21 protein-coding genes are annotated in these 22,936 nt (G+C 59.3%); 10 read left to right on the top strand and 11 right to left on the bottom strand.

What is annotated here, in order from left to right:
• Nucleotides 1–8: 8 nt before the first annotated feature.
• From KD146_RS06170 to KD146_RS06160, 3 genes are read right to left on the bottom strand one after another with little or no spacing between them, the layout of a single operon-like run.
• Nucleotides 9–1,169, bottom strand: coding sequence for a Gfo/Idh/MocA family protein (locus KD146_RS06170; protein ID WP_212657838.1), 1,161 nt, complete (start codon nt 1,167–1,169; stop codon nt 9–11).
• Between the two features lie 11 nt (nt 1,170–1,180).
• Nucleotides 1,181–2,074, bottom strand: a complete 894-nt coding sequence (locus KD146_RS06165; RefSeq protein WP_212657837.1) for a sugar phosphate isomerase/epimerase family protein — start codon at nt 2,072–2,074, stop codon at nt 1,181–1,183.
• 20 nt (nt 2,075–2,094) lie between these two features.
• Entirely contained in the window at nt 2,095–3,210 is a 1,116-nt protein-coding gene (locus KD146_RS06160) for a Gfo/Idh/MocA family protein (RefSeq protein WP_212657836.1), read from the bottom strand.
• 136 nt (nt 3,211–3,346) lie between these two features.
• Here KD146_RS06160 and iolD point away from each other — a divergent pair, with 136 nt between their 5' ends.
• From iolD to KD146_RS06125, 7 genes are all read left to right on the top strand, one after another.
• Nucleotides 3,347–5,218 (top strand): 3D-(3,5/4)-trihydroxycyclohexane-1,2-dione acylhydrolase (decyclizing), encoded by a 1,872-nt coding sequence (iolD, locus tag KD146_RS06155; protein WP_212657835.1) that lies wholly within the window; start codon nt 3,347–3,349, stop codon nt 5,216–5,218.
• A 1-nt stretch (nt 5,219) separates the two neighbouring features.
• Nucleotides 5,220–6,203, top strand: a complete 984-nt coding sequence (gene iolC / locus KD146_RS06150; protein WP_345790751.1) for a 5-dehydro-2-deoxygluconokinase — start codon at nt 5,220–5,222, stop codon at nt 6,201–6,203.
• A 6-nt stretch (nt 6,204–6,209) separates the two neighbouring features.
• On the top strand, nt 6,210–7,052 hold the full coding sequence (locus KD146_RS06145) for a 5-deoxy-glucuronate isomerase (protein WP_212657833.1): 843 nt from the start codon (nt 6,210–6,212) through the stop codon (nt 7,050–7,052).
• Nucleotides 7,049–7,879 (top strand): class II fructose-bisphosphate aldolase, encoded by an 831-nt coding sequence (locus KD146_RS06140; protein WP_212657832.1) that lies wholly within the window; start codon nt 7,049–7,051, stop codon nt 7,877–7,879. Before KD146_RS06145 ends, KD146_RS06140 begins: the two co-directional genes overlap by 4 nt.
• A gap of 335 nt (nt 7,880–8,214) precedes the next feature.
• Nucleotides 8,215–8,661, top strand: coding sequence for a GreA/GreB family elongation factor (locus KD146_RS06135; protein ID WP_212657831.1), 447 nt, complete (start codon nt 8,215–8,217; stop codon nt 8,659–8,661).
• A 105-nt stretch (nt 8,662–8,766) separates the two neighbouring features.
• Nucleotides 8,767–10,002 (top strand): MFS transporter, encoded by a 1,236-nt coding sequence (locus KD146_RS06130; RefSeq protein ID WP_212657830.1) that lies wholly within the window; start codon nt 8,767–8,769, stop codon nt 10,000–10,002.
• 187 nt (nt 10,003–10,189) lie between these two features.
• Nucleotides 10,190–11,167 (top strand): Gfo/Idh/MocA family protein, encoded by a 978-nt coding sequence (locus tag KD146_RS06125; RefSeq protein ID WP_212657829.1) that lies wholly within the window; start codon nt 10,190–10,192, stop codon nt 11,165–11,167.
• A 296-nt stretch (nt 11,168–11,463) separates the two neighbouring features.
• On the opposite strand, the gene KD146_RS06120 is transcribed toward KD146_RS06125, so the two are convergent.
• Both KD146_RS06120 and KD146_RS18460 read right to left on the bottom strand, forming a co-directional pair.
• Nucleotides 11,464–11,730, bottom strand: coding sequence for a hypothetical protein (locus KD146_RS06120; protein ID WP_212657828.1), 267 nt, complete (start codon nt 11,728–11,730; stop codon nt 11,464–11,466).
• 169 nt (nt 11,731–11,899) lie between these two features.
• Nucleotides 11,900–12,454, bottom strand: coding sequence for a YbjN domain-containing protein (locus KD146_RS18460; protein ID WP_212657827.1), 555 nt, complete (start codon nt 12,452–12,454; stop codon nt 11,900–11,902).
• A gap of 156 nt (nt 12,455–12,610) precedes the next feature.
• Between KD146_RS18460 and KD146_RS06110 the strand changes: the two genes are divergently transcribed.
• Together KD146_RS06110 and KD146_RS06105 are read left to right on the top strand one after the other, a co-directional pair.
• Nucleotides 12,611–14,686: a sensor histidine kinase gene (locus tag KD146_RS06110; protein ID WP_212657826.1), complete on the top strand. Its 2,076-nt coding sequence runs from the start codon at nt 12,611–12,613 to the stop codon at nt 14,684–14,686.
• Entirely contained in the window at nt 14,683–15,318 is a 636-nt protein-coding gene (locus KD146_RS06105) for a response regulator (protein WP_345790750.1), read from the top strand. The genes KD146_RS06110 and KD146_RS06105 overlap by 4 nt, the downstream gene beginning before the upstream one ends.
• Nucleotides 15,319–15,331: 13 nt before the next feature.
• Here KD146_RS06105 and KD146_RS06100 read toward each other — a convergent pair whose 3' ends face one another.
• Nucleotides 15,332–15,949, bottom strand: coding sequence for a hypothetical protein (locus KD146_RS06100; protein ID WP_212657825.1), 618 nt, complete (start codon nt 15,947–15,949; stop codon nt 15,332–15,334).
• 319 nt (nt 15,950–16,268) lie between these two features.
• Nucleotides 16,269–17,852: a hypothetical protein gene (locus tag KD146_RS06095; RefSeq protein ID WP_212657824.1), complete on the bottom strand. Its 1,584-nt coding sequence runs from the start codon at nt 17,850–17,852 to the stop codon at nt 16,269–16,271.
• Between the two features lie 169 nt (nt 17,853–18,021).
• Here KD146_RS06095 and KD146_RS06090 point away from each other — a divergent pair, with 169 nt between their 5' ends.
• On the top strand, nt 18,022–18,846 hold the full coding sequence (locus tag KD146_RS06090; RefSeq protein WP_212657823.1) for a hypothetical protein: 825 nt from the start codon (nt 18,022–18,024) through the stop codon (nt 18,844–18,846).
• Nucleotides 18,847–18,938: 92 nt separating this feature from the next.
• Here KD146_RS06090 and KD146_RS06085 read toward each other — a convergent pair whose 3' ends face one another.
• From KD146_RS06085 to KD146_RS06070, 4 genes are all read right to left on the bottom strand, one after another.
• Entirely contained in the window at nt 18,939–19,316 is a 378-nt protein-coding gene (locus KD146_RS06085; protein ID WP_212657822.1) for a response regulator, read from the bottom strand.
• Between the two features lie 6 nt (nt 19,317–19,322).
• Complete coding sequence (locus KD146_RS06080) at nt 19,323–20,801, bottom strand: sensor histidine kinase (RefSeq protein ID WP_212657821.1); 1,479 nt, start codon at nt 20,799–20,801, stop codon at nt 19,323–19,325.
• Between the two features lie 279 nt (nt 20,802–21,080).
• A complete protein-coding gene (locus KD146_RS06075) occupies nt 21,081–21,269 on the bottom strand; it encodes a CoA transferase (RefSeq protein WP_212657820.1) in 189 nt (62 codons plus the stop codon).
• 45 nt (nt 21,270–21,314) lie between these two features.
• Nucleotides 21,315–22,889 carry a DHA2 family efflux MFS transporter permease subunit gene (locus tag KD146_RS06070; RefSeq protein ID WP_212657819.1) on the bottom strand — a complete coding sequence of 525 codons (1,575 nt, stop codon included), beginning with the start codon at nt 22,887–22,889 and terminating at the stop codon, nt 21,315–21,317.
• Between the last annotated feature and the right edge of the window lie 47 nt (nt 22,890–22,936).

Raw genomic sequence — 22,936 nt, 5'->3', positions numbered from 1 at the left:
AAGTTCACCTAATCGCGAAACATGGGCGGCCGCGCATCAACCCACTCGCCCTGCCCCTTGGCCGACACAACGGCCCCATGAACAGCTGCCATGGACCGCAAACCATCCACTGCCATTGGACACAGTGAAGCGGCAGGATCGGCCGCACGCCCCTCCTTGGTCGCGCTGATCATCTCGGCCAGGTCCGAGTAAATATTGGCAAAAGCAAGCGGCATACCCTCGGCGTGCCCGACAGTGACCCGGCTTGAGCGATCAGCCTCCGGGGACAGATTGGCCTCGCCCCGCTCGATGATCTGCACCCGACCTCCAAGGGGCGTCCAATAGAGTTGATTGGGCTGCTCCTGCGCCCAGCGCAAGCCGCCGGTTTCGCCGAACACCTGAATGGTCAGGCCGTGCTGACGGCCGATCGCCACCGACGATGTCCACAACCGGCCCACGGCACCACCATTCATGCGGAAATTGACCATCGCGTCGTCTTCCAGAACGCGTGACTCGATGCACGAGGCAAAGTCCGCTGACAGCTTCTCGACTTCCTGGCCTGTAACGAAGCTCGCCATATGCAGCGCATGGATACCGCAATCGGTAAACTGCGCCGATACGCCAGCCTGCGCTGGATCATAGCGCCAGCGCACCCGGGGATTGTCGGCATCGGCGGCATTGCCGTGGTGGCCATGCGCGAACTCGGCAACCACCAGACGAACCTTGCCCAGATCACCACGAGCCACCATGGCCCGCATATGGCGCACCAGCGAATATCCAGTATAGCCGTAATTGACCGCGCAGATTTTACCCGACGCGGCGGCAGTGCGGACGATGTCCTCGCCCTCCGCAACCGTCATGGTCATCGGTTTCTCGCACAGCACGTGAAAACCGGCTTTGAGAAAGGCCTTGGTAATTTCGTAATGCGTCGCGTTGGGCGTCGCCACGGTGACCAGATCAACGCGATCCTCGCGCGCGCTCTCGCCGGCCAGCATTTCGCGCCAGTCGCCATAAGCCCGATCAGGCGCGATACCCAGGGTCTGCGCATAGGCGCGTCCGGCATCGGCATTGTGATCGAGCGCGCCAGCGACAAAGGAAAACGCCCCGTCCAGCCCCGAACCCAGACGGTGGGCAGGGCCGATCTGGCTGCCTTGCCCGCCACCGATCATGCCCCAGTTCAGCTTCTTCATGTGACTATTCCCTAGTTGAATCCGATGGATTCCAGATATTGGCGATTGGCTTGAGCGTCCTTGATCGGCAGCGTGTCACCGAGCGGATCGCAATCCTGCTCCACCGTGCACCAGCCATCAAAATTGTTCTGCAACAGGATGTCACGCACGGCCGGAAAATCCACGTCCCCCTGCCCCAGATTGCAGAATATCCCTTGCCCGCAGGCATCGTAAAAGCCCGTGCGATTGGCGATGACATCGCGCTTCACCACCGGGTCGATATCCTTGAAATGCATATAGGACACCCGTCCGATATGGCGCTTGAGAAAGGCCACCGGGTCAAACCCGGCATAGGAATGGTGCCCGGTATCAAAGCAGATCTTGAGAATGCTCTCGTCGACTTCTTCGAGCAGACGCTCAAGCTCTGGTTCAAAATCCATAAAGCCCGCCGCATGGGCGTGGATACCAACCGTGAGCCCGTATTCCTCCGTCCCCATGCGCGCAATGGTTGCGAACTTGTCGCGGTAGGCAACCCATTCAGCCCGATCCATTTGCTCAGCCTCACCAGCGCGACCTGCGGTGGGCGCACGCTGCGGCGAGATCGAGTCGATCAGCACCAGATGCTGCGCCCCATGCGCCGAAAGCGCCTTGCAGGTCCGAACGGCTGCATCTTGCACTTCATCCCATGCAGCCGGGTCGTGGAAGGGTCGGAAGACCACGCCACCCACCAGTTCCAGACCGAATTCATCAAGCGCCGCGCCCAGCGCTGCAGGATCTTCGGGCATATAGCCGACCGGTCCCAACTCAATGCCCTTATAGCCTGCTTCCGCGCATTCCTGCAGCACCTTGCGCCAGGGCGGATTGCCCGCACCATCGGCAAATTCAATGCCCCAGGAACAGGGCGCATTGGCGATTTTGATAGTCATGACAGAACCTCTCCCAGGCGTCAGTCCGCCGGTATGGAAACCCATTTTTTGTCCGCGCTCGACACATGCGCCGCCGAAACGATTTGGTTGACGGCGAGCCCGTCCGCAAAGGTCGGCCAGACCGGCTTGCCGGTTTCGATCGCCTTGAGAAAGTCGCGCGCCTCGATGATGATCTGGTCCTGATAGCCCGTGCCGTGTCCCGGCCCCTGACAAAACGCCAGATAGTCCGGATGGCTTGGCCCGATCAGGATCTTGCGGAACCCCCGTTCGGCCTCCCGGTCGGCGCTGTCATAGAGCCAGAGCGCGTTCTGGTCCTCCTGATCAAACCGGATAGACCCCTTGGTCCCGACCACTTCATAGGCGTAGCCCATCTTCCGACCGCTCGCGATACGGCTGAAGAACATGTGACCCATGGCACCATTGGTGAAGCGACACATCATCTGTGCCTGATCATCATTGCTCACTGACACCGGCCCCTTGGGACCAGGCCGGCTCTGATGCACTGTTTCCACTTCTGCAATCAGGCCATCAATCGGACCAATCAGCGCCAATGCTGCATTGATCATATGCGGCGCCAGATCGCCCATTGTGCCATTGGCCTGGCCTTCCGTGCGCCATGACGCAGGCGCCTGCGGATCCGCATAAAAATCTTCGGTATGTTCGCCCCGGAACCAGGTGACCGTGCCGATGCGACCTTCGGCGATCAGCCGTCTGGCAAATTGCGAGGCTGGCGTGCGGATATAGTTGAATCCCACCATGTTGATCGCGCCGCTGGCCGCAGCGGCCGCGGTCATTGACGCGCTCTCGGCCAGGCTGGCGCCCATCGGCTTTTCGCACAACACCGGCTTGCCAAGCGCGAACGCCGCCTCGGCGATGTCGCAATGAGTCTCCTGCGGCGAAGCAATCACAATGGCCTCGACACGCCGATCGTCCACCAGCGCGCGCCAGTCAGCCGTGGCTCGCGCAAATCCATAGGCCTGACGATACCGCTCGGCGCTGGCCGGACTGGCAGCACAGACCATCTCCAGCCGCGGCCGCAAGGCGGTGTCAAACACCGCGCCGACTGCAGCCATGGCAACGGCATGCGCCTTGCCCATATAGCCGCCACCAACAATGCCGATTCCAATTTCGGTCATCCCAGACCCCCTCATCCGGTTTGGTATTTACCTGCAAATTGCTTGCAACCGGTTGCAAAACTTGTATTCTAACCACCGATATCGCGTCAACTGGCAAACGCTGTGGCGCGCACTGACAGTGACCGACGAGGGCGCGATGAGTTCCGCAGACCAGACCATTCGACTGACCACCGCACAGGCCATCATTCGCTACCTGGCCAGTCAGTACATCGTCATTGACGGTCACGAGCAGCGTGTCTGTGGCGGCGGCTTTGCCATTTTCGGGCACGGCAATGTCACCTGTCTGGGCGAGGCGCTGTACGACCACCGCGCGGAGCTGCCGGTCTATCGCGGCCAGAACGAACAGAGCATGGGCTTTGCGGCTGCCGCCTATACCAAGCAGCATCTGCGCCAGCGTTTCATGTTCTGCACCGCCTCGGCGGGTCCCGGCACCACCAATCTGCTGACCGCCGCCGCTCTGGCCCACGCCAACCGTCTGCCCATGTTGCTGCTGTGCGGTGACACCTTCATCACCCGCCTGCCCGATCCGGTGTTGCAGCAGATGGAGCATTTCAACAATCCCACTCTGGGGGTCAACGACGCCTTCAAATCAGTGTCCCGCTATTGGGACCGGATTACCCACCCCGCGCAGATCATCCAGTCGCTGCCATCGGCCTTGGCCACCATGCTCGACCCCGCCGATAGCGGGCCGGCGTTTATCGGATTGCCGCAGGACGTTCAGGGCTGGGCTTATGACTATCCGGCCAGCCTGTTCGAAAAGAAGATCCATCGCATTCGCCGTCAGGGTCCCGATGGTGAGGAAATGGCGGACGCGGTGGCAATGCTCAGAACCGCCAAGCGCCCGATGATTATTGCTGGCGGTGGCGTGCAATATGCCCGTGCAGTGTCAGAACTCACCGCCCTGGCGGAGCGCCATGCCATCCCGGTGGTGCAGACCATTGCTGGCCGGGCCAATATGCTCGAAACCCACCCGCTCAATATTGGACCAATCGGCGTCACCGGCTCCGACAGCGCCAATGCTGTGGCCCGCAAGGCCGACGTTATCGTCGCTATCGGCACACGGCTGCAGGATTTCACCACCGGGTCGTGGACCGCCTTTGACAAGGACGCCCGCATCATCGCGCTCAATGCCGCCCGCCATGATGCCGGCAAGCACCAATCCCTGCCCGTTGTAGCCGATGCCAAGCTTGCATTGGCTGAGCTCGACAACAGCCTGGAAGAGTACAACGCGCCCACTGACTGGGTGGCCTTCGCCAAGGGCGAGCGCACCAAATGGAATGCCTACGTCGCCGACAATGTACGCATTGGTAACCGGCCGGCTTCCTATGCACAGGCTATCGGCGTGGTGAACGCCCATTGCGGCACCCGTGATCGCATCGTTGTTGCCGCTGGCGGCCTGCCCGCAGAAGTCACCGCCAATTGGCGTACCCTTGATATCGGCACTGTAGATGTCGAGTTCGGATTTTCCTGCATGGGCTACGAAATTGCTGGGGGCTGGGGCGCCCGCATCGCGCAAATGGAACGCGAGCCCGAGGCTGACACCATCGTGTTTGTTGGCGACGGCTCCTATCTGCTGATGAACTCGGACATCTATTCATCGGTATTGAGCGAGAAAAAGCTGATCATCCTGATGCTCGACAATGGCGGTTTCGCCGTCATCAACAAGCTGCAGAACAATACCGGCAACACCTCGTTCAACAATCTGATCGCGGATAACCCGACCGTCACTAATCCCGTCACGGTCGATTTTGAAGCCCATGCGCGCGCCATGGGCGCCGTTGCCGAGACAGTCGCCAACCCTGCCGATCTGACAGCAGCCTTTGCCCGCGCCAAGGCCAGCAAGACGACCTATGTGATCTGCATGAAGGTCGATGCCTATGACGGCTGGACCACACAGGGCCACGCCTGGTGGGAAGTGGGCACGCCACACATCACCGACAATGACAGCGTGCGTGCCGCCCACCTCGAACAGGAAGCTGGCCGGCAACGCCAGCGCAAGGGGACTTGAGGTGACCAGCCCCCTCAACAGTACCCACCAGAAATTCCTGGTGCTGGGCCGCGCAGGAATGGACCTTTATCCCGATCCTCCCGGCATCCGCACCCAAGACGCAACCCAGATGACTGTTAGCCTCGGTGGATCGGCGGCCAATATCGCCGTGGCGCTGACCCGTCACGGCTTGCAGGCCGCGCTGCTGACCCGCGTTTCCGACGATGCCATTGGCCGGTTTTGCATCAATCAGTTAGCCCACTATGGTATCGACGCCCAACACGTGACCCCTGTCGGCGGCGAAGCCCGCAACTCACTGGCTGTGGTGGAAAGCCGGATCGAGGACCACCAGTCAGTGATTTATCGCAATGGTGCTGCCGACTTCGAACTCACTCTGACCGATGTCGAGCAAGTCGATTTCGACAGCTTTGATGCCTTTGCTTCCGCCGGCACGGCCCTGGCAAGCGAGCCATCGCGTAGCGCGACCTTCGCCGCCATGGAACGCGCCCGCGCTGCCGGGATGCCCGTCATTTTCGACGTCGATTACCGCCCCTATTCCTGGCCTTCCGCTGCGGTGGCAGCCGACGTCTATTCGCGCGCCAGCGCCCTGTGCGACATCATTGTGGGCAATGACGACGAGTTCGGCTTCATGGCTGGCGGCAAGCACAAGGGGCTGGCATTTGCCCGCCAACTGGCCCAGCGCCAGGGCCGCATCGTCGTCTACAAGATGGGCGAATTTGGCGCGATCACCATCACCCCCAATGGCGAAACCCGAACCGGCATTTTCCACGTCACCGCGCTTAAACCAACCGGCGCTGGCGATGCCTTCATGGGTGGCTTTTTAGCCGGTCTGACGCGCGACTGGCCGCTTCATCAGGCCGTGCTCTATGGCTCGGCAGCCGCCGCTATTGTCGTCTCCAAGATAGGGTGTGCCCCGGCCATGCCGACAAGCGCAGAACTGGATGATTTCATGGCCAGCCATCCTGGCCCAACCCAAATAGAGTAGAGCGCCATGCACATTGCCCCCTATGACAATCAGAACAAACCCATTGTCGACATTGATGATGCCTGCGTTCCACTGACCTATTTCAACATCGTCAAGCTGGTCCGCGGTCAGGCCTTCGAATATGTCGTGCCGGGCTATGAAACCTGCATCGTGCCCGCCACCGGCATGGTCGATGTCAGCGTTGAAGGCATGCAGTTCGACGCCATTGGCGGTCGGGGGGTGGATGTGTGGGATGGTGAGCCCGAGGGCGTCTATGTGCCTTCACACACCCGCGCCACGCTGGTCTGCACTTCTGAAACCGCCGAAGTCTTCATCGCCGGGGCGCGCTTTGACGAGGTGCTCACCCCCTTTGCCGTGCGCAGCGACGAGATTGACTTTGTCCAATATGGCTCGGACGAAACCAAGACCCACCGCAAGATCAAGCACATCCTTGGCCAGCGCTACCATGATCGGGTTGGCCGGCTTCTGGTCAGCGAGCTCTACACCGTTGGTCAGGGCGGCTGGTCCGGCTTCCCCTCGCACAAGCACGATACCGACCGGCTGCCGCTCGAAACGCGACACGACGAAACCTATAATTTCCGCTTCCGCCCCAATACCGGCTCTGGCGTGCAGATGCTGCAGCGCGAGGACAACAAGCCCGGCGACGCCTATCACATCGTTGATGGTTCAACGATCTGCCTCGACAAGGGCTACCATCCCTGCGCGGTGCTGCCGGGTTATGAAATGTACTACTTCACCATTCTGGGCGGGCTGAGCCAGCGCTCGCTGGTGCAGTATTTCCAACCCACCCATGCCGCCCAGATCGAGACCATCCCCGGCATCAAAGACATGATCGCCAAATTCAAATGAGCCTTGTCACCCTCAGTGATGTCCTGCTGCCCGCACGCGACAAGGGGTACGCCCTGGCAGGTGTTGTGGTGCTGGGATGGGAAGATGCCCGCGCCTATGTCCGTGCCGCTGAAGCGGAAAACCTGCCTGTGATCCTGCAGGCTGGTCCGGGTTGCCGGGCGCACACGCCCCTGCCCGTGCTGGCGGCGATGTTCAAGGCGCTGGCAGAGGTCGCCAGCGTGTCGGTTGTCGCCCATCTTGATCACGGCACCGCACTCGATGAATGCCAGGCCGCCATCGCCTGCGGCTTTACCTCGGTGATGTTTGACGGATCGCGACTTCCGCTGAAACAGAACATCGCCGAGACCCGTGCCGTTGCTGAAATGGCCCATGCCGCCGGTGTCTCATGCGAAGGTGAAATCGGCTTTGTCGGCTATGCCTCAGGTGAGGCTTCGGCCCGCACCAGCGCCGCCGACGCCGCCCGTTTCGCCAGCCAGACCGGCGTGGACGCAATGGCGGTCTCCGTGGGCAATGTGCACCTGCAGACCGAACAGGCCGCAACAATCGACGTGGACGCGGTCCGCGCCATTCAAGCGGCCACTAACGTGCCCCTGGTCATCCACGGTGGCTCCGGTGTGCCCGGCCAGATGCGTCAGTTCCTCGCCCACAACACCAATGTCTGCAAGTTCAATATCGGCACGGAGCTGCGCATGTTGTTCGGCGCCGCTTTGCGTCAGTCCTTGACCGCAGCCCCGGAGCAGTTCGACCGCATCGCCCTGCTCAAAGCCGTCGAGGCCCCCATAACCGAAGCAACGCGCCCCATCCTGCGCGAGATTGGCCCCGCCTGACGCCCCATTCGGAGCCGAAGCAAGCGCACGACAGCCATGTTTGACCATCGCAAGATGGACGTGTGTGGCAAGTGCCCCAACGTCCCTCGCATGAAGAGGCAAGTACTAAGGGGCCGCAGCAAGATTGACTTTAGGTGCCAACATGGTTGTATGGCGCCCATGTGCTCGAATGTACTTTTCAGGATGTTGCGCGGGAGCCTGCTCATAGGCTTCTAGCCTGGCTCGGCTACCTGCACCCGCAAGAGCCGACCCAGGTCGCTTTATTCTGACAGTTTCATTCTTTGTTCCCGTGCGCTGCAACGTCGTTGCAGCCATGGCGCACGTCGAGACACTCCATGATCACATCCGCGCGTCCCCTGCTGAGCAGGCGCGACCATGCCATCCTCACCGGGATAGCCACTCAGGGTGGGCTCGGTTCACCTGCCTATTTCCGTCAACTGCTGGAAAAGCTGCAGAACGCCTTGGTTCTTGAAGTCGAAGCAATTGAACCTGAACTGGCAACGCTGGGCAGCCTAGTTCGCTATCGTGTCAATGGAGGGCGCGCACGCGAGCACCTGCTTTGCCTCAGCCCTCAGCACACGGACCGGCAGCAGGGGCTGTCGATCAAATCCCACCGCGGCCTCGCGCTGCTGGGTATGGCCGAGGGGCAGATTTTCGCTGCACCGGCCTCGGACCCGGAGCATCCCGAAGCGGTGGAACTCGAAATGGTATTGTTTCAGCCAGAAGCTGACGGCGCACTCGTGCGGTGTGACTACGACAGACTGCAGCGGCACGGTACCTAGCCGGCAGCTGACTTACGTCGCTGATTTTAGACTCTTTTTTTGCCGATTTTCACTCGTTCATTTTCATCACACAGGCCTCATGGCCCTTCTTTGCCCGGAATTGAAATGTCCACCGCTGCCAACAAAGCCACCCGCCCTTCCTACGTGATCATCTTCATGGTTAGCGGCGCGCACCTGATCAATGATCTACTGCAATTCTTGCTGCCTGCGCTCTATCCACTCCTCAAGGCCAACTACGATCTGGACTATTTCCAGCTCGGTCTGCTGACGCTGGCGCAACAGATCACGGCCAGCCTGCTGCAACCGGCGATGGGGTTATATGGCGACGTAAAGCCAAAGCCATATCTGCTTGCAGTGTCGCTGGTGATCGTTGCAGCGGGTATCGTGCTGCTGGCGACGGCGAGCTCGTTCCAGCTTTTGCTGGTCGCGGCAGCAGTGATGGGTGTCGGCTCGGCGCTGTTTCACCCCGAGGCATCCCGCATTGCGCGGCTGGCCTCGGGTGGACGACTGGGCTTTGCCCAGTCCAGCTTCCAGGTTGGCGGCAATACCGGCACTGCCCTTGGCCCACTGGCCGCGGCGTTGATCGTTCTGCCTCTCGGGCAGATCAGCACGGTATGGTTCGGTTTGCTCGCTGTGGTCGGCGCTATCGTGCTGACGCATGTAGCGCGGTGGTATGCCAATCACCAGATTTCAATCAAGAAGTCTGGCGCCACAATGCCAGCACGATCCCCCGTCGCACAGCGTCAATTGGTCATCGCCTTCGCCGTCATCGGGGCCCTGTTGCTGAGCAAGTATGTTTACATTGAGACCTTCAAGACCTATTACGCCTTCTTCTTGATCGAGAAGTTTGCCCTCCCGGTTCGTGAGGCCCAGGGCTACCTGTTCGCATTCCTCGCAGCCATCGCGGTGGGGACATTCTTCGGCGGCCCGATTGGCGACAGAGTTGGCCGCATCAAGGTGATTTGGGGCTCGATCCTTGGTGCCCTCCCCTTTGCGCTTCTGCTGCCGCACATGAACCTGTTTGGGACCGCAGTGATGAGCATCATGGTGGGGTTGATCCTGTCTTCCGCATTCTCTGCCATTGTGGTCTATGCCCAGGAACTGCTGCCCCGCAAAGTGGGGATGGTGGCCGGATTTGTGTTCGGCTTTGCGTTTGGCATTGGCGCATTGGGTGCAGCGCTGCTGGGAGCAGTTGCCGACCAGATCGGCATTGAATACGTCTTCAATGCCTGCCCATTGCTGCTGCTACTCGGCTTCCTGACCATTCTGCTGCCCAATATCGAAACTGTAGCGCCCACGCGAAAACTGGGGAAGATAACTGAATCGCGACAGCCCGGATAATAGTCTGTGCCAGTGACGTAGATGCCTCACTGCCAGTCTATGTAGAAGCACAGCCATTTGGCTGGACTGCTTCGCTCGGGGTAAACTTAAATCAACCGCCGACGTCTGACGTTCATGCGGGCCCACCGCAATGGCGCCCTTCCCGTACCGCGACGTCAACAGGCACCTCTGCTTCAGGAGAACGATCATGACCAAATTACGCTGGGGCATTCTGGCGGCGGGCAATATTGCACGGCGCTTCGTATCTGACCTGCAACTGTCGGGACGCGCGGTGAGTGCCATAGGCTCCCGATCAGCCGAACGGGCAGCAGCATTCGCCGCCGAATTCGGACTGCCGCGCGCTCATGGCAGTTATGAGGCTTTGGCGAAGGACCCTACAGTCGATGCAATTTATATCGCGACCGCGAACCCGAGTCACATAATCGCCGCTGAGATTGCTATCAACGCCGGCAAGCACGTCCTGATCGAAAAGCCGCTCACCCTCAATGCTGCCGAAGCGCAACGGTTGCTTGAACTTGGAGAGGCTCACGACGTCATCGTTCTGGAAGCTATGTGGACCCGATTTTTGCCGCACATGATCCGACTGCGTGAAATACTGGCGGACGGCGTTATTGGCGAGGTCCGCACCATGCTGGCCACTCATACACAGAGCCTGACAGCGGATCCTGCCCATCGACTGAATGCGCTGGAACTGGGCGGCGGCGCACTGCTTGATCTGGGCGTGTATCCTGTGTCTTTCGCCTTCGACATTCTTGGCGAGCCTCAGACGATCCAGGCCACAGGACACCTGCGGCCTACTGGTGCCGACGCCGAGGTCACCGGTATCCTGCGCTATGCCAACGGCGCCACCATGAGCTTCATTGCTGCCAGCGATGCCTCAGGCCCCAATCGCGCCGAGATTTGCGCAACCCGAGGCTATATCGAAATCGATCGCACCTGGTACATGCCGACCACGTTTCGGGTTTACGATACCAACAGTCAGCTGATCGAGGAATACACCTCCAACGTACAGGGCCGTGGCATGCAGTTCCAGGCTGCCGAACTGGAACGTCTGGTGGCGGACGGCGAACGGTCAAGCCCGATAATGCCGATCGCCCAGAGCGTCGCCATCATGGCTGCGCTTGACAACATTCGAGCGCAAATAGGGGTTATCTATCCCGAATAGTCGCGAGGCTGCGACGGCTTTGAGAGTTTGTCTGGCACTAGCAGGACAAGATAAAAAGCGGCCCTCAACCAGAGATCTCGACCCGCTGCACTACGGTGTGGGTCGTCCAGACAAGTCGGTGATCTACCTTCCTGAGGCGACCACGAGGCGAATATCACCAGACAGGTCAGGTTCCGCGGGCGTTGAGAACAATGCACGCCGTGTTTGGGCAGCCTATCAATGTGCAGAGCAATCCGGCCAACAGACTGGGTTCACCCACTTGAGTCCGAGCCGGAACGACGACCAAAGAAGCGAGACTAGCACCGGCGGTAGACATGCGGTTCATCCCAGCGAGCCCGACCATTAGTCAGTGCGACTGAATAGCTGTAGAACTCGTCCGGGGACGTCCATACGGCCAAGAGGCTCTCGCCTGCTGGCGGAAACCAGGCAGTGCGCCCCGAGAATGCCGTCAGTTCAAACAGAATTTCGTTGCCATTGGGTGCGACATAACTCAGGGCGTTGTTGCCGACCGCTAACAACTGCACCGGCCTATCGCAGGTGACGAGCGGCTCACCATTGATCATGCCGTCCCCCTCAGGAAAGCCGACCGACCACCTGCCCGAAAAAGGCGTCGACACGCCATTGGGAATCTCCGCGATACCCTCACGGGGAAATTGGGCCTGAGTTGGTGTGCTGGCAGCAACGCCGATCAGCGTTGCTGTGGCGAGTATCCAAGGTCTCAGGGGACTTCTCCTATGGGTCGATGAGCACAGCGAAATCGAATACTGCATTGCCCCAGTTGCCGATCATCCCCATGACAATGGCCGGTCCAGGGGCATCATCCAGTTGCGTGGTCTGGGCCAGGCTGGTGCCGCCCATAGCATCAAAATACGCACGCGGCCCGGCAGTCTGGCCATTCCATTGATCGAGTTTGGCCTGGTCAGCCATCACGTCGAAATGGGTCACAAACTGCGCACTGCTGCAGGTGTCTGATGGCCCACAGTCGAAAAAGGTTATGGTGTAGGCGAAGCCATCCAGCTCAGCGCTGATGCGTGGAGAACTGTTGCTGTCACGGTCCAGCCGAGCGGTGCCAAATACCTGAGCAATCTGCATGATGGTATCAACATTGCTCGCTTCACGCGCTTGCGCTTTGGGCCAGAGCAGGAAAGCGGCCAGCACCACGGCCAGGCTCGCAAGAAGGATCACCTTACCCGTTTGCCATACACCGGACCTATGACGCAGTTTGCGACCGTACGCGGACACCTTGGCTCCCAAGCTCCTCAAAATACTGGTCGCAAAACTAGGCACTTGCCTGCTTCTATGGCATCCCCTGTTCAGAGGAGTGGGGCAATGCGAGAAACGCGTTAGACTACGACGCCCGGGGGAGCAGCAAAAATCCGAACACCAGCTTTTTTCTGGCTTGTCTTGCTTCTGGGCTTGTCGGTCCTCGCTTCAGCGGGCGCATTGGCGTTCGCCGTCAACCAACCCTGGATTGGGGTAATACTGTCACCAGGAGATGACGGCAGCATCGTTATCGCCCAGGCGCAACGCAACGACTTCGAGCCGGAGTTGAAAGGCGGCGAGCGGCTGAACGCGATCGGCTCAGACACCACAACCGGCATCTCTGTTAATGCCACAGACATCGTTGAAGAACCCGACACGCTGGGGTCTTATTCCGAGCTCAACGCCTTCCGGCGCCAGCAGTCTGCGCTCGTCGACATCATAAGTGAGAATCGGATCTGGCTTGACATCACAAGCGCTACTGAAGGCACGCACCGCGTCTACGTCGCGCCTCAAGCAAGTCGGCCCGCATGGGCCCTGCCATTCGAGTTCTGGCTGCAAATCTTTGTCGGCTTTGCGGGTATGGCACTGGGCGGCTGGGTCTGGGCGTTGAGGCGGCGCGAAGCAGGTCCGTTCTTCTTGGCTGTCTCTGGCGTTGGGCTGATGGCGGCGGCGGTATCAGCGGCGATCTACGGCACTCGGGAGTTGGCTCTCCCCGCTGAACAGCTGGTGATGTTGACGGTACTTAATCAAGCCGGTTCGGTCAGTTGGGGCGCGGCGATCATCTGCCTGTTGAGCGTCTATCCCAGACGCATTGCACCCAATGCGGTGCTTGTTGCGGTCTGGGTCGTATCGGGACTGGCCCCGTGGATCGGGATTGCCCAGATTGCACCAACGCCCAGCATCGGCAGCTATACCACGATCATTGTGCAACTTCTGGTCATCGCCGGGTTAGTCGCGATCCAACTATCGCTGACCCGCCGCGATCCTGTCGCCCGCGCCGCTCTGGGCTGGTTTGGGCTATCCATCATGGCAGGCAGCATCGTTTTTGTGGTGGCCATTGCAGTCCCTCTGCTGATCGGGCTCGAACCGCAGATTTCCCAAGCCCACGCTTTCGGCATTGTCTTGCTTTTTTACGCCGGACTGGCCCTTGGCGTAGCGCGCTATCGACTGTTCGATCTGGGCGCCTGGGCGTTCCGTCTTGGCTCCTACCTGGTTGGTGCAATTCTGCTGGTCGCCCTCGACGCGTTTCTGATTTACGGCGTTGCTGTTGAACGTGTTCCCGCGTTTGGCATAGCCTTGCTGGTGCTGGGTCTGGTGTATCTGCCACTCCGCAATGCAATCGGTGGCTGGTTCGACAAACGTCCTGGCTTGACCAAGCAGGGCTTCCCGCAACTTGTTGAGATCGGCTTGGAGCGGGTACCCGAGCGACAGTCCGCCAAATGGCAGGCTCTGCTGGTCGAAACCTTTGACCCTTTGACAGTTCAGCCGACCACCCCAGCCGCATATGCCGCACTTATCGATGATGGACAGGGGTTGGTTGTTCCCGGGCACTCCACCTTGCCGCCACTCGTCCTGCAGTTCGCCGCTGGGGGGCGACGGCTGTTCTCAATGCATGATGTCGGCCGAGCACAGGATCTCGTTGATTTGGTTGCTCACGCGCTCAATAGCAGCGACGCTCATGAGCAGGGTGTCCGCAAAGAGCGAACCCGGATCGCCCGTGACTTGCACGACAATATCGGTGCCCAGTTGCTGCGCACACTTCATACACCCGATGTGCAGCGCAAGGATGCCATCGTGAGTGAAACGTTGGCCGACCTGCGTGATATCATCAGCAATGTGCAGGGTGATGGCATGGCGCTCGACGAGGTGCTGGCTGAGTTGCGATACGAAACCAATGAGCGTCTCGCATCGGCCGGGCTACAGTTGAACTGGCGCTCTTCTGGTTCGCCCGCCATCGGTGTAAGCGCCCGCTTGGCCCATACATTACGCTCTATCGTACGGGAGGGCGCCAGCAACGCCATCCGGCACGCTAATGCCGAACAGCTGTCTATAGAAATCATTGAGAACAATAACGAAATCTCGCTGACAATTTCGGACAACGGCACAGGCTTTGCTGATGCAGGTCCCAAGCCCGGCCACGGTCTCGAGAACATATCCTCCCGTGTGCTGGGCGAAGGCGGTTCGTTGTCGATCACCGGCGCCAGCGGCACACGCATTCATGCCCGCATGCCACTGCTGGAAGGAAGCATAGCGTGATCAACAATTTGCTGATCGTAGAGGATGTCGCCGAGGCGCGGGAATGGCTCACCGGCATCGCACGGGAGGCTTTCCCCCAATCGGCCATCAGCACCGCACAAACCGTTGCGGGCGCGGTTGCCAGGGTCGACGAGCAGAGCTGGGACATGGCACTGATCGATCTGGGACTACCCGACGGGTCGGGGCTGGATGTAATCCGCCGCATTCGAAAGCAGACACCCGATACCATCTGTGTGGTCACCACCGTGCTCGGAGAAGATGCGCATATCGTTGCTGCACTGTCCGCAGGAGCCCAAGGATACTTGCTCAAAGGCCAGCCAAGCACGCTGATCCAGCGTCAACTTGGGCAACTTGAGCAAGGCATGCCCGCTCTCTCGCCCACCATCGCCCGGCGAATCATGGAACATTTTCAACGCACGGGTCCTATTGAGAGCGATACAGAGAAGCTGACAGCGCGTGAACTCGAGGTGCTTTCCCTGATTGCCAAGGGGCTACGCAACGCCGATGTCGCCCAGGCGCTGGGACTGGCGGAGACAACCATCGCAACCCACATCAAGGCCATCTATCGCAAGCTTGGCATCTCCACACGGGCTGAAGCCGCTGTGCACGCCAACCGACTTGGTCTGACCTGACAGATCAACGGGTTCAAAGGCGTACCTTGGCGCGTGGCGCTGGCAGGCACTCGGTCAGTTCAAATATGCCACGCGGAATGGGGTCGCGGTCCGCCCCGGGGTCCTCGGTCAATACCTGCGGCTCATACCAGAGCGTCAGGCCGATCTCGGGCATCATCACATAGGCTGGGGCAGGCTCGCCGGAAAGTGGAGGCTCGAACTTGAAAGTCAGATCACTGTCGAGCGAGTAGAAGCGCAACGATGCCCAGACCTCTTGCTCTGCTGCGTCCGGGTCTGCTGCGAAATAGTCTGCGAGTAGCTCGCGCGCACCACCCTCCCTGCCGGCGTTTGATGCTTCCGCAGGGTCACTAACCGGATGCAGCGTCATGCCGCTATAACCGTTCGACACCGAAAAACTAAACCAATAGGTCCGTTGCGTCGTGGTCAGGTAGAGGTAGAGGTCGGACGCCGCTGAAATGAAACTGACTGCGGGAATAAAGCCGATCTCAAGCGGGCCATCCTCGGTTTGCAGTCGGTAGACCGCCTGATCTGCCGGACATGAGATAATGGGTGGATGCGCCAATGCAGAGATTGCTCCCATGATCCACCCGAGCGCAACAACCAAAACGCTACGAACAACATGGGGCAGCATGGCAACAGACCTCGGTTTGGTGATCAGGCGAAGAATACGAATGACATTGCGGACATAAGTACCAGCACGGTCGTCAGAAGCATGAGACGAGCGCGTTGACCACGGTAGCGGGGCTCGACCATCCCGCCACAAAACGCTCTCAACTGCGTCGCCATGCTGGGCAGTGTTCGCCCCGACGCTGAGACGGCGTCGGCACGCAAAGCGAACAGAAAGCGGAAGACGAGTATGGTCCACGCCAGAAATACGCCTCCTTGGACGACGAAAAATATCGGCATCAGGCTACCCATTCAGCTACCCCGCCTACCGCTTTGACGTCGTCTCATGAGCAATCAAGCCTATGGCCGTGCAACGAAAAACTGCAGGCGATCTCTTCCTGTTCGATCAGCGCAGCGGTCATGTCTTGCGGCATCTCCGGCGTCTCGATGCGCACCACCACCGCGGCACCGTTCTCCCCTTTAAGGCCAACCCAGAGATATGGCCGACCCGAGAAATAATAGCCCCCCACAACAAACCCATTCTCAAAATCGGTTGTCAGGGTGACGTCGACATCAGTTCGGTTCGCGTGTTCTTGTCTCGCCGTAGTGTAGAGCAACTGACTGCCTGCCTGGACAACGATCTGCTGTTGACCATAGCTCATCACGCGCGCATTGGCGTTCTCACCCAGTACCGACATGGGAAGCGGGGAGGCCGCAAACTCAACCGTGTCGTCAATCATGCTATAAGCGTTGAACCGGGCGAATTTGCGTAGCGGCAGATAATCCATGAACTTGACGAAGTCGCTCTCCACGGCCCCTCTGACCGGTACGAATAGCTGGCTCATGCTGCCCTTTTGCAGATATCGGCGCACAGGGTCGCCGCCAGTGCCCATGGTGGACCAACCGTCGCCGCGGCTGAACAGCGAGACCAGTGGTCGTGCTGCGCCGGAGACGCCAGGGGCGGTGAGTAGCGCCAGATCAATGTCGCCGTTGAGGTCAAACTGCTCATGCGGCAACGCGCAATAACTGGGCTCTAGTGGACTATGTGTGGTCAGGCGAAAACCGCTCAACGAATGGCCCTGCTCATTGTTGGCCAGATTTGTCTCAGGGGCCAGCGCGACCTTCTCGACCACATCGGAAGGCCAGCTATCGAGGTGGTAGGCAAGTAGATTAATGCAGGCATTACGCAGCGCATCCGCGGTATTGCTGTTCCAATAGTAGAGCGGCGCTGGCGGCAGTTGCGCCCACAGCATGGCGTAGTCCTCACCTTCGACAATGTCGTAGGTCTGCGAGGGCCCCATGCTCGCAATATAGCTCAATGCGTTCGCGTTGACGTTCCACTGGACCAGTTGCTGTATCATCAGCGCAATGTCGTCGCGGCTGGCACCCAGAACATCATCCATGCCGAAGTCAGCCACCAGCCCGTCAAGCGCGTCCGAAGCAAAATACGGCGCGTGGAAGCCCAGGATCCCGCCGGGCTCGATCATCCGGTCGATATAGGCGCCAATGCCCTGCTGGCGGGCGTAGCCTGAGCCGCCCAGGAAAGCGAACGCACAGGCCGAGTAGCATTGAGCAGTGTCTTCAACCACAGTCCCAATTGCCCGATCGCGCATCAAGGCGGCCAGCCGTAAGCCTTCAATATAGTCACCACCCGGGCTGTTCAGCGTGACAATCGCACAATTGCTACCTCTGATGTCTAGCAGTTCTGGTTCACAGTCGACGAAACTGTCGATCAGAGCGGCTAGAGCCTTCGCATCACCCTCGATGACAGGCCCATCAAAATGGAAATGTGGCACGAAGCGATCGGCCGAATAGTGCAGCGTCACGAATGAAGCTGTGCCTGCCAGCACAGGTGATACGAATGCACCAAGCAACATCAATGACGTCACAATGGTGGTGGCAGCCCCACGCCGGATCCTGTGCTGCATTGTCTTTTCGCCCTGCTCAACCACGCCAAATGCAATGGTATTGAGCCGATGGCCTGGCTCGCCATCCCCCGAACGGGGGAGAGCCTGAATACGCACAACGGACCTAGATTATCCGGAAGCGGGGACTTTTCTGCCCGCGACTGGTCACAGGTCCTGGAGAGTTTTTTCCGTGTTCAAGGCGTATCTGACATCGTTCATCTCGACTGCCCTGTGCTGTACGTTGGCATTGCTACTCAGCAGCGCCTCGACGGCCTTGGCGCAGGACGAGAGCATAATCCTCGGTAATGGCACCTCGCTGACGATCACTGACTATCTCATCGAGACTGATCCCGATGGCTATAAGACGGTTGTCGTGCGCGCCGTGCCAAATTTCGATCCGGAACCCTTTGGCGAAGTCCCATCCGATCATTATGCCAGAATGGTCCAGCCACTGTGCGGCAACCTCGTGGCAAATAGCGCAGAAGCTCTACAGGAGCAGGATATCAGTGCGGTCCGCGTTCGCTGGGATTTCACCCCATCCAGGCGGGATGATGACGTTCCAGCAAACATGACTTTGACGCGCTTTCACGAGATGGTCTTTGACATTGCCGACGGCGCTCCATGTACGCCCAAGCCGTTGGGCGTCGGGCTGGACAATCTGGCGCCAGACCTCAGCGCGGCGATCAAGGCAACCCTGCGCTGGGCAGAGCCTGGCCTAACGCCAGGCCAGCTCTCGCTCACCTATGCTGTCGATGCCGGACTTGCCGATATCTCCACCCCTGATCTTGATCGCGCGGCCATCGAGCTGTGTATTCTTCACGCCGATATCCTGCTTGAAGCACGCGCCCGCTACTATTCCCAGCTCTATAGCCGCACGGTGGCCATCACCTTTGAGCAGGAGGAGGATCAACCAGGCTTCGAGCTACTGCGTCGTGTTACTTTCCCCGTCCAGGACGGCAGGTGTGGTACCGGACTAAGCCAGATGCTGACCGAGGCTATTCGCGATCGGGACTGATTGCGATGTGTTTAAAGCGCTGGCCGGGTCGGCGCTTTGAACTCGCACCAACAGCACAAGGGCTTGCGTGCCAGAATTCGAGATCCCTCTGGCTACCCGGAGGAGATCAATCCCGATATTTTGGTGAGCAGTTCGCGCTGGTTGTAGGGCTTGCTAAAAAATGACGTCTCAGGCGGCAGTTGATGCAATTCCGGCTTCATGTGGCCCGATGTGAGAATAACGGGAATTGCCGGCCAGCGCGATCGGATCTCGGCTGCCAGCGCCAAGCCGTTCATGTCTCCGGGCATATCGATGTCAGTGAATACCACGTCGACGCCAGACTGATCCTCAAGGATGGACAGTGCTTGGCGCGCATTGGCCGCTTCAATGGCTGTCACCCCTGCATTCTCGAGCATGTCCACCGTATCGAGCAGGATCATGGCTTCGTCTTCAACGACAAGCACAACCGGATTACCGCGTTGAAAGACCATTTCAGACTACACTCGCGTTAGTGCGCTCAGTGGTGCTGTGAAATGCGCAGCAAACCCTGACGGAGCATAATCCAGGGCGACCTCGCCGGTTCCATCGATCCCGCGGCTAATCAGCTTCGAGCCAAACCCGCGATGCTCCGGTTTGACAACGGCGGGCCCTTCACGCTCCTGCCAATCAAATTGCAGAAACGGACAGTCCTCCTTGTCTACAACCTCCCATGTGATCGATACGTGACCGCGTTCGACCGAGAGTGCTCCATATTTGACCGCATTGGTCGTCAACTCATGCAGGATCATCGATAGCGACAAAATGGCATTTGGGCCGAGCTCAACACTTGGGCCCTTGACGGCAACGCGGTCGGCCACCCCAAACGCACTCAGGCTAGAACTGGTGGCAATACGAATATCGGCCTGCGACCAGTTTTCCTGCACAAGCGTGTCATGGGCCCGACTCAGGGCAAACAGGCGCTTTTCGAAGGTTTCAACCGGTTCGCGATCGATTACCGGTTTCAGCGTCTGGTTGGCGATAGCCTGCACCATTGCCAGCGTATTCTTGACCCGATGCTGCAACTCGCCGTTTATCAGGGTCAGCCGCTCTTCGGCCAGCACATGGTCTGATACATCCTGACCTTCCACGAAGATGCCGCTGATTGTCCCGTCAGACTCCCGGATCGCCTGGTAGATGAAGTCGAGGTAAAACGTTTCAGCTTCAGTCTTCTCGTCAGGCTGCAACTCAATGGGTACGCGGCGGCCGACAAATGGTTCACCAGTCTGATAAACCTGATCAAGCAGTTCAAAGAACCCCTGCCCTCCGGCGTCAGGAACAGCATCGCGTACCGGCTTGCCGATGAGACTTGCTTCGTCCCGCCCGGTCAACTTGCGATAGGACGCATTTGTCAGCTCAAAGACATGGTTAGGTCCGCGCAGTATGGCGATAAACCCTGGTGCCTGCTCAAACAGCTGGCCCAGTCTCTCCGTACGGGACTGCAGCTCTTGGGTATAACGATGCTTGTCGCTGACATCGCTGCAAACAACCAGAACACCGCCGACGGCACCTTCAAAGTCTATTGGTGAGTAGCCATAGGTCCACCACACGCTTTCAGGCTGGCCATGCCGATTGATCGGCACCAACTGGTCATCCTGCCAGGTCGAACCGTGGCCCGACATGACGTAGTCGATCTGCGGTCCAATAATAGACCAGATGTCTGCCCAGCATTCTCTCCCCTTGGCACCCAATGCAGCCGGATGCATGGCGGGGCCCATGGTCTCCCTATAGGCATCATTGTAGAATTGGATAAGATCGGAGCCCCACCAGATAAACATGGGCTGGCGACTATGCAGCATTAGTCGAATGGTCAGACGCAGGCTCTGCGGCCAGCCATCAGGAGCGCCTAGAGCTGACCCTTGCCAGTCATAAGCACGCATAAGGGCGCCCATTTCTCCGCCGCCGGCGAGAAAACCGTATGCGTCGTTCTGGTCGGACATAGTAATTCCCAACTCGCAGAGATCTTTTCGAAGTCGGTTAGACCAGACTGCCGTAGGCGCGTCCAGCAAGCGCCGTGCCGCAACGCCAATGTGCGCGCTCGAGGCTGTCCGATAGAGAAATGCTCATCCTGACACGCAAATTGCCCCTGACACCTGCTCACGGCAGCTAAACCAACCCCGACATTCGGTCATTTAGCATTGGCACGCATCACAATGGCACGAGCCCGGGCTACTATTGGTGCATCGATCATCTTTCCTTCAATGGAAAACGCGCCCTGTTTAGTTTCCGCCTTGGATGGAGCCGGAGAGCGCCAGATATATGCCGTCCCGGCAGACATGGACATTGCGCGGACAGGACGTATTGGAGGCCGAGCCTATGCGCTCTTTGACGTTCCCCGTGTGGCGGAAGATGGCAGCGTCCGGCCTCAGCACGGAGAACATGGGTTCGAGCAGGGACAAGTCGATCATCTACCCTCTTGACCTGCCCTTTCACGGGCTTGGTCGGCGCACCAGTCAGTCCCCCATGGCGTGGGCGCGCTCCAGAGCTTTTTCTGCATCTGTCAGTTCGCGCTCTGGGATTCTAGGCCCGCGCATGAGCAGGATCAGCGGGATAACGGCCAAGCTTAACATCAGCATAAGCCAGAAGTCATCCAGATAGCTCAGCATGGCCGCCTGCTGGGTGACCATGCCATTGATGATGGCGGTGATCTGTGGGCTAGCGGTGAGCAGGCCCGGCATTTGATTGACCACATTCTGCGAGGTAGCCGTCAGTCTGGCCGCCAGCTCGGCGTGATTGACCTGCATCATGCTGGCCAGCACGGCGGTGACCAGCGAAATCCCAACCCCCTGCCCCATATTGCGCACCAGAGCGAACATTGATGTGGCATCCCCCCGGAACCGCGGCGCGATTGTCGAAAACGCCATTGTCGAAAGCGGTACAAATAGAAAGCCCATGCCAAACCCTTGCAGCACGCCCGTGGTCACCACCGGCCAATAATCCATCTGCAGGTTGAAGCTGGTCATGCCATAAAGCGAATAGGCCATGCAGCCCGTGCCGAAGAGCATCATGATGCGAGGATCGACCTTACCGCTCAATCTTCCAACTATCACCATCGAGAGTAGTGTCGCCACCCCGCGCGGCGCCATCATGACGCTCGAGAAGATGACTGGATAGCCCATCAGGGTCTGCAGCAACGGGGGCAGCAGCGCCAAGCCTGAAAACAGCGTGATCCCCACGACAAACATCATCACTGACGCCAGCATGAAGTTGAGGTCCTTGAAGATGCGAACATCAATGAAGGGATTTTCGGCCGTCAGACAATGGACCACAAAGACCCACAGCCCCGAAACCACCAGTCCCAGTTCAACCCAAGTCTCGGTTGAGGCGAACCAGAAATTGTCGGCGCCGCGGTCGAGCATGAGCTGCAGGGCACCAACACTGATAGCGAGCATCCCAAACCCGAAGAAGTCGAAGCGGCGCTTTGTGATTTCAGTGGCTGGCATGAAGGCCCACAGCATAAAGACCGCAGCAATGCCGACGGGCAGGTTGATCAAGAAGACCCAGCGCCAGTCAAAGCTCTCTGTCAGCCAGCCCCCTAATGTGGGACCGATGATCGGCGCGACCATTATACCCATGCCGTAAATGGCCATGGCCTGACCGATCTTTTCCCGCGGATTGATGTTGAGCAGGACAGTCTGTGCCAGCGGCGCAATGACAGCGCCGAACAACCCCTGAATCAGGCGAAAGACCACCATTTCAGGGAGATTGGTGGCAATGCCGCACAGAGCCGACGCGACGGTAAAGCCAATCACGGCAATCAGAAACAGGCGTTTCTGTCCCAGCCGATCGGCCAGCCAACCCGTCAGGGGCGTCGCGATTGCCGCCGCCACGATATAGGAGGTCAGGACCCAGGTGATCTCGTTCTGGGCGGCGCCCAGCGAGGCCGCCATATGGGGCAAGGCAACATTGGCGATCGTGGTGTCGAGCACCTGCATGATGGTCGCAAGCATCAGCGCAGCCGTCAGCAGCCCCTTGTTCTTGACCACAAGTGTTGGCGCCGACTCTGTCTGCGCGGTCGTGCGGGCCATGTCGGCCTCCAAATGTCAGTTAGTGCCAGCGCCCTGCCCTAGCCGCC

The sequence above is a fragment of the Devosia litorisediminis genome (genome assembly GCF_018334155.1).
Lineage (GTDB): Bacteria > Pseudomonadota > Alphaproteobacteria > Rhizobiales > Devosiaceae > Devosia > Devosia litorisediminis.
The sequence above is the reverse complement of the archived record's forward strand: the minus strand, read 5'-3'. Positions and strand labels throughout refer to the sequence as shown.